Below are 13,269 nucleotides of genomic sequence, written 5' to 3'. Positions count from 1 at the left end.
GCGTGGCCGCACCCCACGCTGACGATCGAGCCCGCGTGACCGACGACGACCTGCCCCCGCTGATCCCCACGCCGCCCGGCCTGTACCGCCACTACAAGGGCGGCTGGTACGAGGTGATCGACACCGTGCGCTGCAGCGAGACGCTGCAGCCGCTGGTGCTGTACCGCGCGCTCTACGGTGGCTTCGGCCTGTGGGTGCGCCCCTCGGCCATGTTCAACGAAACCGGCGTGTTCGAAGGCCGCGAGCAGAAGCGCTTCCGCCGCATCCGCGCGGCCGACCTGATGCCCGCCGACCTGGCCACCGCGCAGGCCCTCGTCGCGCACCTGCGCGGGCGCGCGATGCGGCAGGGCATCGATCTGGACACGGTGTTGCGCGCCCCGCCACCCGAACCCACCACCTGCTGCGGGCGCGGCTGCAACGGCTGCGTGTGGGAGGGCTACTACAACGCCGTGCGGTACTGGGCCGACGACGCGCTGGAACAACTGGGCTGAGGGGCGGCGCGCCTGCGGCGCGAGACATCAAGCCCCGCCCAGCACCGGCAACGCGCGCAGCCGCTCCACCGCCAGGTCCACGAACACCCGCACCTTGGCCGCCGCCTTGCGCCCGGCCGGGTACACTAGGTGCACGGGAATCGGCGGCGGCTCGTGGTCGGCCATCACCACCCGCAGGCGGCCGTCGGCCACCTCCTCGGCCACCTGGTAAGACAGCGCACGCGTGAGCCCGCGCCCCGCCACGGCCGCCGCGATCGCCATTTCGCCGGTGTTGGCCACCAGCGGGGTGTCGATGGCCACGGCGTCTCGTTCGCCGCGCGGGTGCAGCGTCCAGGGCGTGGCCGTGGCGCCCATGGGCGAGAAGCCGATGCCCACGTGGTCCGTCAGATCGGCGACGGTGCGCGGTTCGCCGCGCGCGGCCAGGTAATCGGGCGCGGCCACCATCACGCGCCGCACCGAGCCCACGCGCACGGCGGTGAGGCCGGAGTCGGGCAGGTGGGCGATGCGCACCGCCACGTCGTAGCCTTCGTCCACCAGGTGCACGATGCGGTCGACGAACAGGGTGCGGACCTGCACGCGCGCGTGCCGTTCCATGAAGGCCAGCACCAGCGGCGCCACGTGCCGCCGCCCGAACATCGACGAGGCGGTGACGCCCAGCACGCCCTGCGGTTCGCGGAAGGACCCGCCGGCCAAAGACTCGGCCTCGTCCAGCTCCCCCAGCAGGCGGCGGCAGTCGGCCACGAAGCGCTCGCCCGCCTCGGTGAAGCGCACGCGGCGCGTGGTGCGCACCAGCAGTTGCGCGCCGATGCGCGCCTCGAGCTGGTCCATGGCGCGTGACACGGCCGGCGGCGAATGGCCCAGGCGCCGCGCGGCGCCCGCGAGGTTGCCGGCCTCGGCCACCGCGACCAGCACGCGAAGGTGTTCGAGCTTGTCCATTCGGTCTTCCATTCAGTGGAAGGCAGAAATGCCTTTGGTGGGGATTCTGTTCGTTCGACGCAATGCCTAAGCTGGCGCCCTGTGATTGACCCGCCCCCAGCCAGGGGGTCTTGCCAGGAGCCCACATGAACACCCCCGCCCCCCGACCCGCCCGCCCGCTGCGCCTGCACCGCTTCGCCCTGTCGGGCCATGCCCACCGCGTCGAGCTGTTTCTCTCCCTGCTCGGCCTGCCGTACGAAAACGTGGACGTGGACCTGCCCGGGGGCGCACACAAGCGCGCGGACTTCCTGCGGCTGAACCCCTTCGGCCAGGTGCCGGTGCTGGAGGACGGCGACGTCGTGCTGCCCGACAGCAACGCCATCCTGGTCTACCTGGCCGGCCGTTACGACCCCAGCGGCCAGTGGTGGCCGCGCGATCCCCTGGCCTGCGCCCAGGTGCAGCGCTGGTTCAGCGTGGCCGCCGGCCCGCTGGCCCACGGGCCCAGCGCGGCGCGAATCGCCCGCCTGTTCGGCCGGCCGCACGACGAGCGCAGCCACCTCGTCGCGCACGAGCTCTTCAAGCGCATGGAGGCGCACCTGGACGGGCGCGACTGGCTGGCCGCGCCCCACGCCACGCTGGCCGACGTGTCCCTGTACACCTACACCGCGCACGCGCCGGAGGGCGGTGTGCCGCTGGACGACTACCCGCGCCTGCGCGCCTGGATCGCGCGAGTGGAGGCGCTGCCGGGCTTCATCGGCATGGTGCGCTCACCTTTGCCGAACGCGCCCGACGCGCGGACCGCCTGAGAGGAGCCCCGCCATGCACGACACCGCCACTTTCCACGAGGGCGAACGCGCGATGCAGGCGCGCGCCGGCGCGCTGGATCGGCTCACCGCGATCGGCCCGCGCGTGGTGCGCGACCACATGCCCGACCAGCACCGCGAGCTGTTCGAGAAACTGCCCACGCTGGTAGTCGGCAGCCTGGACGCGGCGGGCCAGCCCTGGGCCTCGCTGCTGGCCGGGCCGCCGGGCTTCGTGCGCACACCCGACGAGCGCCACCTGCGCGTGAACGCGCGGCCCGACGCCGCCGACCCACTGGCCGACGCGCTCGCCCTGGGCGCGCCCCTGGGCCTGCTGGGCCTGGAACCGCACACGCGGCGGCGCAACCGCATGAACGGGCGCGTGGTGGACGATGGCCTTGAGGGCTTCACCGTGCGCGTGGACCAGAGCTTCGGCAACTGCCCGCAGTACATCCAGGCGCGCGAGCCCGAGTGGGTGCCGCACGCGCCCGGGCCCGTGCAACACCACGGCGCCCGCCTGATCGAGCCGGCGCGCGCCCTGCTCGCGCGGGCCGACACCGTGTTCATCGCCAGCGCCGCGCCGCGCGCGGGCAGCGACACAAGTCCCGTCGAGCCCAGCCAGGGCGTCGATGTGTCGCACCGGGGGGGCCTGCCCGGCTTCATCCACGTACGCGACCACGCCGACGGATCCGTCGGCGGTGAGGGCGCGAGCGTCCTCACCATCCCCGACTACCGCGGCAACTTCTTCTTCAACACCCTGGGCAACCTGCTCGCGCGTCCGCAGGCCGGCCTGCTCTGCGTGGACCCGGACAGCGGTGACGTGCTGCAACTCGCGGCCGAGGCCAGCATCGTGTGGGACAGCCCCGAACTGGCCGCCACGCCCGGCGCCGAGCGCCTGCTGCGGCTGCGGGTGGTGTCGCACCTCTGGCGGCCCCGGGCCCTGCCGCTGCGCTGGTCGGCGCCAGAGTTCGCGCCGCAGTTGGCGGTCGGTTAGAACAACTCCCCCTGCGCCGACAGCGCCGCCGGCTGAAAGCGCGACACGTCCATGGGCTCGCGGTCCTGCGAGTAGCCCAGCCGCGCGCAGGCCTTGCTGAAGCGCTGGCGCAGGAGATCGGCCCAGGGACCGCTGCCTTTCATGCGGGTGGCGAAGTCGCTGTCGTAGTCGCGCCCGCCGCGCATGTCCTGGATGCGCGCCATCACGCGGCCCGCGCGTTCGGGGCAGTGCTGCTGCAGCCACTGGCGGAAGATGGGCGCGAGCTCCCAGGGCAGGCGGATCACCTGGTAGAAGGCGCGCCGCGCGCCGGCCTCGCGCGCGGCCTCCAGCACCTGCTCCATGTCTTCATTCAGGAAGGGAATCTGCGGCGAGACGCTCACGCCCACGGGAATGCCGGCCTCGGCCAGGGTGCGGATGGTGCGCAGCCGCCGGTGCGGTGCGGCGGCGCGCGGCTCCAGGGTGCGAGCCAGCTTGGGGTCGAGCGTGGTGATGGTGACGTAGACCGCTGACAGGCCCAGCGTGGCCAGGGGCGCGAGCAGGTCGATGTCGCGCTCGACGCCGCTGCCCTTGGTGACGATGCCCACCGGGTGGCGGGCGCGAAAGAGCACGTCGAGCGCGGCGCGCGTGAGGCGCAGTTCGCGTTCGATGGGCTGGTAGGCGTCGGTCACGGTGCCCAGGGCGATCATGCTCGGCTGGTAGGACGGGCGCTGCAGCTCGCGCGCCAGCACCTCGGCGAAGCCGCGCTTGGCGATCAGCTTCGTCTCGAAATCGAGCCCCGGCGAGAGGCCGAGGTAGCTGTGGCTGGGCCGCGCGTAGCAGTACACGCAGCCGTGCTCGCAGCCCCGGTAGGGGTTGAGCCCGTGCACGAAGCCGATGTCGGGCGAGGCGTTGGTGGTGATGGCGCTTTTGGCGTCCTCCCAGCTCACGCTGGTGGCCGGCGCGGCGTGTTCCTCGGCCTGCGATTCGTCGAGCGTGCCCCAGCCATCGTCGAAGGCGGCGCGCGCGGCGGACTCGAAACGGTGGGCCTGGCGGAAGGAGACCCCGCGGCCCTTGAGGGCCGCGACGGGGATGTGGACGTCGGACATGACGGCCTCCGATACTGTACAAAACAACAGTATATGAAGCGCCGCCCTGGACCGCCCGGCCGCCCGTCGTCGGCTTCCCCGTACCGGTATCGGGCGAGGTTCCGGGCAAGCCCCGGGCTTTCGTGACTTATGACCGTCGCACCGCCTTGAGACCGCCATCGGCCCGTACTTATACTGCCCGGGGATAGGTAAAAAGACGTCCAGCCCCCCACGCTGAGATCGCCTGGTTTCTCCAGCTTTGAAAAGGGACCCCCGGTTGAGCCAATCGAACATCGGCGGCTTTCGCATCGCCGGCGTGAGCACTTGCTTGCCGCCATCGGTGGTGGACAACCTCGACCCGGCCCTGGGCTTCGCACCCGAGGACGTGCGCAAGGTGGTGGCCATGGCCGGCGTGCGCGAGCGCCGCGTGGTGCGGCCCGACCTCACCTCCGCCGACCTGTGCCAGCGCGCCGCCGAACGCCTGATGGCGCGACTGGGCTGGGCGCCCGAGACGGTGAGCGCGCTGATCTTCGTCACGCAGACGCCCGACCACTTCCTGCCCTCCACCAGTTGCCTGCTGCAGCAGCGCCTGGGCCTGCCCGACACCTGCGCCGCCTTCGATGTGGGCCTGGGCTGCTCGGGCTACCCCTATGGCCTGTACATCGCGGCCACCATGCTGCGCGGCGGCGGCCACCGGCGCGTGCTGATGCTGCACGGCGAAACCCCCAGCCGCTTCGTCAGCCCCGAAGACCAGGCCACCGTGCTGCTGTTCAGCGACGCCGGCTCGGCCACCGCGCTCGAACTCGACGACGACCCCGCAGCGGGCGGCCACTTCGTGCTGCACACCGATGGCAGTGGCGCCGACGGTTTGATCCTGCGCGGTGGCGCCTTCCGCGACCGCGAGCCCGCCAACCCGCGCCACCGTTTCCTGGAAATGGACGGCGCGGCCATCTTCAACTTCACCATCAGGCGCGTGCCCGCGCTCATCGCCGACACCCTCGCCTTCGCCGGCAAGGCCGTGGCCGACGTGGACGCCTTCGTCTTCCACCAGTCCAACCGCTTCATCATGAAGCACCTGATGAAGAAGAGCGGCCTGCCGGAGGACCGCGTGCCCTTCTCCATCGAAGACAGCGGCAACTGCGGCGGCCCCTCGGTGGCGGTGGCCATGACGCGCCGGCTCTCGGCGCCGCCGCCCGGCCAGCGCCAACTGTGGATGCTGCTGGGCTACGGCGTGGGCCTGTCCTGGGCCTCGGCCCTGGTGCCGGTGGACGAGCGCACCGTGCTGTTGCACGACGATGGTGAAGGCCTTTGAACATTGCCGAGGCAACGCCCATGGACGCCAGCACCCGCCCCACCATCACCCCGCCCGAGGCTCTGGCCCTGCTGGCCGAATGTTTCAACGTGCCGGCCGGCAGCCTGCACGCCGACGTGGAGCGCGAGTCCATCGAGGACTGGGACTCCATGGGCGCGCTGATGCTCATCGCGGAGCTCGACGAGCGCTTCGGCCTGGAACTCACCGCCGAAGTGTCGCGCGAGATGACGCGCATCGGCCACGTGCTGGACTTCCTGCGCGCGCACGGGGTGCTGCGTGAGGGTGACTGAGGCCACGCGCCCCGTGTCGCCGGCGCCGCGCGTGCCGGCGCACGACAAGCTTGGTCGCCTGGTGGCGCGCAGCCTGGGGCTGGACGAGCCCGCCTTGCGCGAAGGCCTGCGCCCGGCCACGCTGGACGACCTGCCCGACGTGCTGGCCCTGCGCCGCGAGCACCTGCTGCCCGGCCACCAGTGGGACGACGACGCCTACCTGCGCTGGCGCTACCGCCTCGGGCGGGAGCAGGCGGGCTTCGGCGATCTGTGGTGCCTGCGCGCGCACGGCCGCGTGCTGGCCACCATCGGCGTGGAAGACCTGCCGATCGACGTGGACGGCCAGCACCTCAGCGGCGCGCAGGTGATGGACCTGCTGGTGCGGCCCGAGGCGCAGGAGTCGGGCCTGGGCATCTGGCTCAACCAGGCCATGCTGGCGCGCCACGACTTCACGCTGGCCGTGGGCGCCAACGCCAACTCGGCCGGCATCGTGCGCCGCCTGTTCGAGCCGCTGGCACCGCGCCTGACTTTCACCCACCCGCTGGACCTGGGCCCCTTCGTGCGCCGCCGCTGGCCCACCCTGGCGGCCACGCCACTGGCCATGCGCGTGGCCAACGCGGGCCTGTCGCTGCGGCGCCTGGCGCTGCGCTGGCGCCGGCCGCGCGGCTTTGCGGTCGATGGCGCCACGCGGCTCGATCCCGCGCTCGCCGCGCCGGTGCCGCGCCGCGCGGGCGGCGTGCACCTGCGGCACGACGGCGACTATCTGCAGCGCCGCCTGCTTGCCAACCCGCGCCGGCCGCTGAGCCTGCGCGTGGCGCGGCGCGGCGACACCGTGGCCGGTCTCATCGCCTGGGCCGTGGAAGCCGACGACCTGGGCCGGCCCGAGCTGCACCTGATCGACTGGCACCACGACAGCGACGAGGCCCTGCTGGTGCTGCTGCACGAGGCCTTGCGCGAGGCCGCCGCGCAGGCCTGCACTTGCGTGCGCCTGCTGCTGCAGGACGAGGCCTCGCAGCGCGTGGCCGCGCGCGCGGGCTTCCTGCCGTCCAGCGACGACGACGGCCGCCCCTGCGGCGTGCAGTCGCGCGACGCCGGACTCGCCGCGCGGCTGGCCCGGGCGCCCTGGTCGCTGACCGACCGGCACGACGACGCCGATGGCTTCTGACCGCTCGCGCGAGATCGAGGCCTGAACATGTGCCCCCACGCTCATCACTTCGTGTATTCGCTGCCCCCCGAGGGGGTGCAGACCGCCCTTGGGGCGGCCCGGCGGGCGGTCTAATGCCCGTCACCCTCGACGGCAAACTCGTCGTTGCCATCTCCTCGCGCGCCCTGTTCGACTTCGAAGAAGAAAACCACCTCTTCGAACAGGGCGACGACAAGGCCTACATGCGCCTGCAGCTCGAGCGCCTGGACGCGCCCGCCGCGCCCGGCGTGGCCTTCTCGCTGGTGCACAAGCTGCTCGCCTTCAACGACGCCCACGCCCAGCGCGTGGAGGTGGTGATCCTCTCGCGCAACGACCCGGTCTCGGGCATGCGCGTGTTCCGCTCGGCGCAGCACTACGGCCTGCCCATCCAGCGCGGCAGCTTCACGCGCGGCCAGCCGCCCTGGCGCTACCTGCGCCCGCTGCGCGCCAACCTGTTCCTCTCGGCCCACCTGGCCGACGTGCGCGCCGCGCTCGACGCCGGCGTGCCCGCCGCGCAGGTCTACCCCACCTCGGTGCGCGCCAGCGACGCTCACCCGCACGAGGTGCGCATCGCCTTCGACGGCGACGCCGTGCTCTTCTCCGACGAGGCCGAGCGCGTGTACCAGACACAGGGCCTATCGGCCTTCCAGACGCACGAATCGAGCAAGGCCACCACGCCGCTCGCAGGCGGGCCCTTCAAGCCGCTGCTCGAAGCCCTGCACCGCCTGCAGAGCGAGGGCACACCCCTCATGCGCGTGCGCACCGCGCTGGTCACCGCCCGCAGCGCGCCCGCGCACGAGCGCGCCATCCGCACGCTGATGAACTGGAACATCGAAGTGGATGAGGCCATGTTCCTCGGCGGCCTGCCCAAGGGCGAGTTCCTGCGCGAGTTCGAGCCCGACTTCTTCTTCGACGACCAGACCGGGCACATCGAGTCCGCCGCGCAGCACGTGCCGGCGGGGCACGTGGCCTCGGGCATCTCCAACCCCTGAGCGTCGCCACCGTGCAGCACCCGCAGCGCCCCGCCTCCGCCACGGTGCGCGCCGTGGCCGGCCCGGGGGGACTCCCGATGCTCGAAGTGAACAACCCACTGGCGCGCGCACGCGTGTCGCTGCAGGGTGCGCAGCTGCTGTCCTTCCAGCCGCACGGTCAGCCCGACTGGCTGTTCCTGAGCCCGCGCGCGCGCTTCGAACCCGGCCAGCCGATCCGCGGCGGCGTGCCCGTCTGCTGGCCCTGGTTCGGCCCCGACCCGGACGCCCTTGGCCGCCCGGCGCACGGCTTCGCGCGCCAGCGGCCGTGGTCGCTGCGCCAGAGCGCCGACGACAGCGACGGCACCACGCGGCTCACCCTGGCCCTGAGCGACGACCCGTCCACGCGCGCCCTGTGGCCACACGCCTTCGAGCTGCGGCTGGACATCCGCGTGGGCCGCACGCTGCGGCTGAGCCTGAGCACGCGCAACACCGGCGACACCGCCTTCACCATCACCCAGGCCTTGCACAGCTACTTCGCGGTGGACCACATCGACACCGTGCGCGTGCTGGGCCTGGAGGGCTGCGCCTTCATCGACAAGCTGCCCGGCGCGCCCACGCAGGGCCAGGCCACGGGCGACGCCCTGCGCTTCAGCGGCCGGCTCGACCGCATCTACCAGCCCTTCCCCGCGCGCCTGCAACTGCTCGGCGCGGCCGGCGGCCGGCCCCTGCACCTGCGCAGCGAAGGCAGCCGCACCGCCGTGGTGTGGAACCCGGGCGCCGAGCTCGCCGCCACCATGGCCGACCTGGGCCCCGACACGCACCAGCGCTTCGTCTGCGTCGAGACCGCCAACGCGGGCGACGACACCCTCACGCTGCCACCCGGCGGCCAGCACCGCCTCACCGTCGAGATCGCGGCCCCCGCCGCCGGAGTCCCTTCATGACCGAGCCCCTGACCGAAGCCCCGATCAGCAAGTGGCGCGCCTTCCGCGAATTCGCCGGCAAGGCCTGGCGGCTGTCCACGCCCTACTTCCACTCCGAAGACAAGTGGAAGGCGCGCGGCCTGCTGCTGGCCATCGTGCTGCTCAACCTGGGCGCGGTGTACATGCTGGTGCTCATCAACGAGTGGAACCGCGTGTTCTACGACGCGCTGCAGAACAAGGACGCCGCCGTCTTCTGGCGCGAGCTCGGCCGCTTCACCTACCTCGCCTTCGGCTTCATCGTCATCGCGGTCTACCGCTTCTACCTCACGCAACTGCTGGAGATGCGCTGGCGCGAGTGGATGACCCACCACTACCTGGACCGCTGGCTTCAGCGCCACCGCTTCTACCAGATGGAGCTCGCGCGCTTCTCGCGCAGCGAGAGCGCGCCGCCCGACAACCCGGACCAGCGCATCGCCGAGGACATGAACCTCTTCACCAGCTACACCGTGGGCCTGTCCATGGGCCTGCTCAACGCGGTGGTGACGCTGGTGAGCTTCATCGGCATCCTCTGGACACTGTCGGGCAGCTTCGGCTTCACCTTCCAGGGCCAGTCCTACGACATCCCCGGCTTCATGGTCTGGATGGCGGTGATCTACTGCCTGGCGGGCAGCGTCATCACCCACTACATCGGGCGGCCGCAGATCGCGCTCAACTTCAAGCAACAGCGCTTCGAGGCCGACTTCCGCCACCACCTGGTGCGCGTGCGCGAGTACAGCGAATCCATCGCCCTGGACAAGGGCGAACCGGTGGAGCGCCGCCAGCTCGGCCTGCGCTTCGCCGACGTGCTGCGCAACTACCTGCAGCTCATCCGCGCGCAAAAGCGCCTCATCTGGTTCAGCACCGGCTTCGGCCAGGCCGCCGTGGTGTTCCCCTTCATCGTGGCCGCGCCGCGTTTCTTCAGCGGCGCCATCCAGCTCGGCGAGCTGATGCAGATCGCCTCGGCCTTCGACCGCGTGCAGACCGCGCTGTCCTGGTTCGTGGAGAACTACCAGTCCCTGGCCGCCTGGCGCGCCACCACCGACCGCATCACCAGCTTCGAGGACAGCTTCGCCGCCCTGCAGGCCGACGACCACGCCACCGCCAGCGAGGCCAACACCGAGGACACCATCGCGCTCGACGCCATGGACCTGGCCCTTCCCGGCGGCGCGGCCTTGCTGGCCGTGCAAGGCGCGCGCATCGCGCCCGGGGATTCGGTGCTCGTGCAAGGCCCCTCGGGCAGCGGCAAGTCCACGCTGTTCCGCGGCCTGGCGGGCATCTGGCCCTGGGCGAAGCGCCGCCTGCGCCTGCCGGCCGACTTCAGCGCGCGCGCCATGTTCCTGCCACAGCGGCCCTACTTCCCCAACGGCCGCCTGCGCGACGCCCTGGCCTACCCCGAACCCGCGGAACGCTACCGCGACGAGGAGCTGCAGGCCGCGTTGCGCGACGCCCTGCTGCCCGACCTGGCGGCCCGCCTCGACGAGCACGACGCCTGGGGCCAGAAGCTCTCGGGTGGCGAGCAGCAGCGCCTGGCCATCGCGCGCGCCCTGCTCAAGCAGCCGCGCTGGCTGTTCGTCGACGAGGCCACCAGCGCGCTCGACGAATCGGCCGAGGCCAGGCTCTACGAGCGCCTGCAGGCCCTGGTGAAAGCACAGGACGGCGCCCTGGTGTCGATCGCGCACCGGCCCGGGGTGGCGGCGTACCACGCGCGGCGCTGGGTGCTGGAGCCGGGCGCCGGCAACGGCCCGCGCTACCACGTGGCCACGCGCTGAGGCGCGGCCCCATCGCCGTTCACCAGGCCGCCAGCAGCCGGCCGACGCCGGCCAGCGTGCGCTCGCGCACGGCCGCGCCCGCCGGGCTGTCCGCCAGATAGGCGCTCACCAGCATGGGCGCCGCCCCCGGCGGCCAGACGATGCCCGCGTCGTTCGCGCTCGGGCCGGCGGTGCCGGTCTTCTCGCCGATGCCCCAGCTCGGCGGCACACCTGCGCGCAGGCGCTTGTCGCCCGTGGTGTTGGCCTTGAGCCAGGCCGCGAGTTGCTCGCGCGAGGCCGGCGACAGCGCCTCACCCAGCAACAGCGTTCGCAAGCTGCGCGCCATGGCGCGCGGCGTGGTGGTGTCCAGGTCCTCACCGGGCGAGGGCTCGTTGAGCTCAGGCTCGGTGCGGTCGAGCCGCGTGACCGGGTCACCGATGCGGCGCAGGAAGGCCGTCAGTGCGGCGGGGCCCCCCACCTCGCGCAGGATCAGGTTGGCCGCGGTGTTGTCGCTGGTGGTGATGGTGGCCTCGCAGAGCTGCGCCAGGCTCAGGCCCTGGCCGCCCACGTGCTTCTCGGTCACCGGCGACCACTGCACGAGATCACGCTGGCGGTAGCGCACGCGCTTGCTCAGCGGCGCCTTGCCCTCGTCGGCGCGCTGGAGCACCAGCGCCGAGGCCAGCGTTTTGAAGGTGCTGAGCATGAGAAAGCGCTCGTCGCTGCGGTAGCCCCATTCGCGGCCGTCCGAGGTGTCGATGAAATGCACGCCGAGGCGGCCTTGGGATTGCGCCTCCAGTTCACGCACGGCCGCGTCCAGCTCGGGCATCTCGGTACGACCCCAGACAAACTTCGGGCTCGCAAGGACCGTGAACACGGCCAGGCCAGTGCTGGCGTTGAGAAACTGTCGTCTTTGCATGGATGAATCTCCTTGGGAAAGCGCGAATGCTAGAGAGCGTCCTGGCGCGACTCAAATGGGAATAAGCTGCGGGAGACCAAAGAAAAACTTCCGCCAACCATGGACCTGCCGCTCAACGCCCTGCGCGCCTTCGAAGTCTCGGCCCGCCACCTCAGCTTCACCCGCGCGGCCGAGGAACTCCACCTCACCCAGACCGCCGTCAGCCAGCACGTGCGCAAACTGGAGGACCGCCTGGGCCGCCGGCTGTTCCGCCGCCTGCCGCGTGGCCTGGCGCTCACCGACGAAGGCCAGGCCCTGCTGCCCGTGCTCAGCGACGCCTTCGAACGCATGGGCGCGACGCTGGCCAGCCTGCAGACCCGCCAGCGCCGCGAGGTGCTGTCCATCGGGGTGGTGGGCACCTTCGCGGTGGGCTGGCTGCTGCCGCGCCTGCGCGACTTCCAGGCCCGCCACCCGCTCATCGAACTGCGCCTGTTCACCCACAACAACCGCGTGGACCTGGCGGCCGAGGGCCTGGACGCCGCCATCCGCTTCGGCGACGGCAACTGGCCCGGCTGCGAGGCCGTGCCGCTGATGGACACGCCGCTGGCGCCCGTGTGCGCCCCGGCGCTCGCGCACCGCATCCGCACCCCGGCCGACCTGGGCCGCGAGACCCTGCTGCGCTCCTACCGCGGTGACGAGTGGCCCGCCTGGTTCGAGGCCGCGGGCGTGCGCGCGCCGCTGCTCACCGGGCCGCAGTTCGACTCGTCCCTGCTGCTGGCCGACGCCGCCGCCCAGGGCGCGGGCGTGGCCCTGCTGCCGCTGCGCCTGTTCAGCCGCGACCTGCAGGCCGGCCGGCTGGTGCGCCTGTTCGACGTGGAGGTGGCGGTGGGCCGCTACTGGTTCACCCGCCTGAGCCGGCGGCGCGCCACGCCCGCGCTGCAGGCGCTGAGGCGGTGGCTGGAAGAGCGCTTGGCGGTGGACAAGTAAACCATATTGGAACCATAATGGTTCCTTCCGGAGAGCCGCCATGCCAACAACACTGACACTCAAGGGCATTCCCGACGACATCTATGCCCAACTCAAGGCCGCTGCCGAGCTGCACCATCGCAGCTTGAACAGTGAAGCCATCGCCTGCCTGGAAGGGGTGCTGCTGCCGCGCCGCGTGAGCGCGTCGGAACGCTTGCTGAAGGCCCGCGAATTGCGGGCTGGTCTCAAGATCGGCGCCTTCACACCCGCGGGAATCGACCAAGCCAAACAGCAGGGGCGCAAGTGATCGTCGTCGACACGAACATCATCGCCTACCTCTACCTGCCCGGCCCCTACACCCCCGCGGCCGAGGCCCTCTTCCTGTCAGACCCTGACTGGGCTGCCCCCCTGCTGTGGCGCAGCGAACTGCGCAACATCCTGTCGACGTATGTCCGCAAAGCACTGCTCTCGCTGGAAGACGCGTACCGCATCCAGCGCGAAGCCGAGGCCCTGATGGCGGAGAGGGAGTACGACGTGGACTCCCTCGATGTGCTGAAGCTCGCGAAGGACAGCGGGTGCACCGCTTACGACTGCGAGTTTGTGGCCCTCGCGTACCGACTCGGCGCCACCCTGGTCACTCAGGATGCCAAGCTGCGCCAGGCGTTCGTGAACCACACAAGGGCACTGGCGCGAATCTGAGAG

15 protein-coding genes and 1 pseudogene are annotated in these 13,269 nt (G+C 71.7%); 13 read left to right on the top strand and 3 right to left on the bottom strand.

Features of this window, described 5'->3' with window-relative positions; genetic code table 11:
- Positions 1-35 precede the first annotated feature (35 nt).
- Positions 36-263: pseudogene (locus tag GTO19_RS11575) on the top strand (DUF1653 domain-containing protein); the annotation flags it as partial.
- A gap of 75 nt (positions 264-338) precedes the next feature.
- Positions 339-491, top strand: a complete 153-nt coding sequence (locus tag GTO19_RS11570) for an oxidoreductase-like domain-containing protein (protein ID WP_291021239.1) — start codon at positions 339-341, stop codon at positions 489-491.
- 27 nt (positions 492-518) lie between these two features.
- On the opposite strand, the gene GTO19_RS11565 is transcribed toward GTO19_RS11570, so the two are convergent.
- Positions 519-1,427, bottom strand: a complete 909-nt coding sequence (locus GTO19_RS11565) for a LysR family transcriptional regulator (protein ID WP_291021043.1) — start codon at positions 1,425-1,427, stop codon at positions 519-521.
- A 125-nt stretch (positions 1,428-1,552) separates the two neighbouring features.
- On the opposite strand from GTO19_RS11565, the gene GTO19_RS11560 reads away from it, so the two are divergent.
- Both GTO19_RS11560 and GTO19_RS11555 read left to right on the top strand, forming a co-directional pair.
- Positions 1,553-2,212 carry a glutathione S-transferase family protein gene (locus tag GTO19_RS11560; protein ID WP_291021042.1) on the top strand — a complete coding sequence of 220 codons (660 nt, stop codon included), beginning with the start codon at positions 1,553-1,555 and terminating at the stop codon, positions 2,210-2,212.
- A gap of 13 nt (positions 2,213-2,225) precedes the next feature.
- Positions 2,226-3,200 (top strand): pyridoxamine 5'-phosphate oxidase family protein, encoded by a 975-nt coding sequence (locus GTO19_RS11555; protein ID WP_291021041.1) that lies wholly within the window; start codon positions 2,226-2,228, stop codon positions 3,198-3,200.
- On the opposite strand, the gene GTO19_RS11550 is transcribed toward GTO19_RS11555, so the two are convergent.
- Positions 3,197-4,285: a PA0069 family radical SAM protein gene (locus GTO19_RS11550; RefSeq protein ID WP_291021040.1), complete on the bottom strand. Its 1,089-nt coding sequence runs from the start codon at positions 4,283-4,285 to the stop codon at positions 3,197-3,199. The genes GTO19_RS11555 and GTO19_RS11550 overlap by 4 nt on opposite strands.
- Before the next feature lie 256 nt (positions 4,286-4,541).
- On the opposite strand from GTO19_RS11550, the gene GTO19_RS11545 reads away from it, so the two are divergent.
- The 6 genes from GTO19_RS11545 (at position 4,542) to GTO19_RS11520 (ending at position 10,727) form a co-directional block, all read left to right on the top strand.
- Positions 4,542-5,576: a 3-oxoacyl-ACP synthase III family protein gene (locus GTO19_RS11545; protein WP_291021039.1), complete on the top strand. Its 1,035-nt coding sequence runs from the start codon at positions 4,542-4,544 to the stop codon at positions 5,574-5,576.
- Between the two features lie 20 nt (positions 5,577-5,596).
- Positions 5,597-5,866, top strand: coding sequence for an acyl carrier protein (locus GTO19_RS11540; protein ID WP_291021038.1), 270 nt, complete (start codon positions 5,597-5,599; stop codon positions 5,864-5,866).
- Positions 5,867-5,879: 13 nt separating this feature from the next.
- On the top strand, positions 5,880-7,010 hold the full coding sequence (locus tag GTO19_RS11535; RefSeq protein ID WP_291021037.1) for a hypothetical protein: 1,131 nt from the start codon (positions 5,880-5,882) through the stop codon (positions 7,008-7,010).
- A 113-nt stretch (positions 7,011-7,123) separates the two neighbouring features.
- Entirely contained in the window at positions 7,124-8,020 is an 897-nt protein-coding gene (locus GTO19_RS11530) for a 5'-nucleotidase (RefSeq protein ID WP_291021036.1), read from the top strand.
- An 11-nt stretch (positions 8,021-8,031) separates the two neighbouring features.
- Positions 8,032-8,940 (top strand): D-hexose-6-phosphate mutarotase, encoded by a 909-nt coding sequence (locus tag GTO19_RS11525; RefSeq protein ID WP_291021035.1) that lies wholly within the window; start codon positions 8,032-8,034, stop codon positions 8,938-8,940.
- Entirely contained in the window at positions 8,937-10,727 is a 1,791-nt protein-coding gene (locus GTO19_RS11520) for an ABC transporter ATP-binding protein/permease (protein ID WP_291021034.1), read from the top strand. The genes GTO19_RS11525 and GTO19_RS11520 overlap by 4 nt, the downstream gene beginning before the upstream one ends.
- Before the next feature lie 19 nt (positions 10,728-10,746).
- Here the strand turns inward: GTO19_RS11520 and bla are convergent, their stop codons facing one another.
- Positions 10,747-11,622, bottom strand: a complete 876-nt coding sequence (gene bla, locus GTO19_RS11515) for a class A beta-lactamase (RefSeq protein ID WP_291021033.1) — start codon at positions 11,620-11,622, stop codon at positions 10,747-10,749.
- Between the two features lie 99 nt (positions 11,623-11,721).
- Between bla and gcvA the strand changes: the two genes are divergently transcribed.
- Genes gcvA through GTO19_RS11500 form a run of 3 tightly spaced genes read left to right on the top strand, consistent with a single transcriptional unit; the run spans position 11,722 to position 13,266 of the window.
- Positions 11,722-12,588, top strand: a complete 867-nt coding sequence (gene gcvA, locus GTO19_RS11510) for a transcriptional regulator GcvA (protein WP_291021032.1) — start codon at positions 11,722-11,724, stop codon at positions 12,586-12,588.
- A 40-nt stretch (positions 12,589-12,628) separates the two neighbouring features.
- Entirely contained in the window at positions 12,629-12,874 is a 246-nt protein-coding gene (locus GTO19_RS11505; RefSeq protein WP_291021031.1) for an Arc family DNA-binding protein, read from the top strand.
- Positions 12,871-13,266, top strand: a complete 396-nt coding sequence (locus tag GTO19_RS11500) for a type II toxin-antitoxin system VapC family toxin (protein WP_291021030.1) — start codon at positions 12,871-12,873, stop codon at positions 13,264-13,266. Before GTO19_RS11505 ends, GTO19_RS11500 begins: the two co-directional genes overlap by 4 nt.
- The last annotated feature ends 3 nt before the right edge of the window (positions 13,267-13,269 follow it).

This window comes from Hydrogenophaga sp., assembly GCF_011772445.1.
Lineage (GTDB): Bacteria > Pseudomonadota > Gammaproteobacteria > Burkholderiales > Burkholderiaceae_C > Hydrogenophaga.
This window is presented reverse-complemented; position numbering and strand designations above follow the sequence as displayed.

Bases quoted from the DNA above. Each gene is read 5' to 3' on its own strand.
- GTO19_RS11570 (WP_291021239.1), top strand. From the start codon at position 339: ATGCGGCAGGGCATCGATCTGGACACGGTGTTGCGCGCCCCGCCACCC.
- GTO19_RS11565 (WP_291021043.1), bottom strand. From the start codon at position 1,427: ATGGACAAGCTCGAACACCTTCGCGTGCTGGTCGCGGTGGCCGAGGCC.
- GTO19_RS11560 (WP_291021042.1), top strand. From the start codon at position 1,553: ATGAACACCCCCGCCCCCCGACCCGCCCGCCCGCTGCGCCTGCACCGC.
- GTO19_RS11555 (WP_291021041.1), top strand. From the start codon at position 2,226: ATGCACGACACCGCCACTTTCCACGAGGGCGAACGCGCGATGCAGGCG.
- GTO19_RS11550 (WP_291021040.1), bottom strand. From the start codon at position 4,285: ATGTCCGACGTCCACATCCCCGTCGCGGCCCTCAAGGGCCGCGGGGTC.
- GTO19_RS11540 (WP_291021038.1), top strand. From the start codon at position 5,597: ATGGACGCCAGCACCCGCCCCACCATCACCCCGCCCGAGGCTCTGGCC.
- GTO19_RS11530 (WP_291021036.1), top strand. From the start codon at position 7,124: ATGCCCGTCACCCTCGACGGCAAACTCGTCGTTGCCATCTCCTCGCGC.
- GTO19_RS11520 (WP_291021034.1), top strand. From the start codon at position 8,937: ATGACCGAGCCCCTGACCGAAGCCCCGATCAGCAAGTGGCGCGCCTTC.
- bla (WP_291021033.1), bottom strand. From the start codon at position 11,622: ATGCAAAGACGACAGTTTCTCAACGCCAGCACTGGCCTGGCCGTGTTC.
- gcvA (WP_291021032.1), top strand. From the start codon at position 11,722: ATGGACCTGCCGCTCAACGCCCTGCGCGCCTTCGAAGTCTCGGCCCGC.
- GTO19_RS11505 (WP_291021031.1), top strand. From the start codon at position 12,629: ATGCCAACAACACTGACACTCAAGGGCATTCCCGACGACATCTATGCC.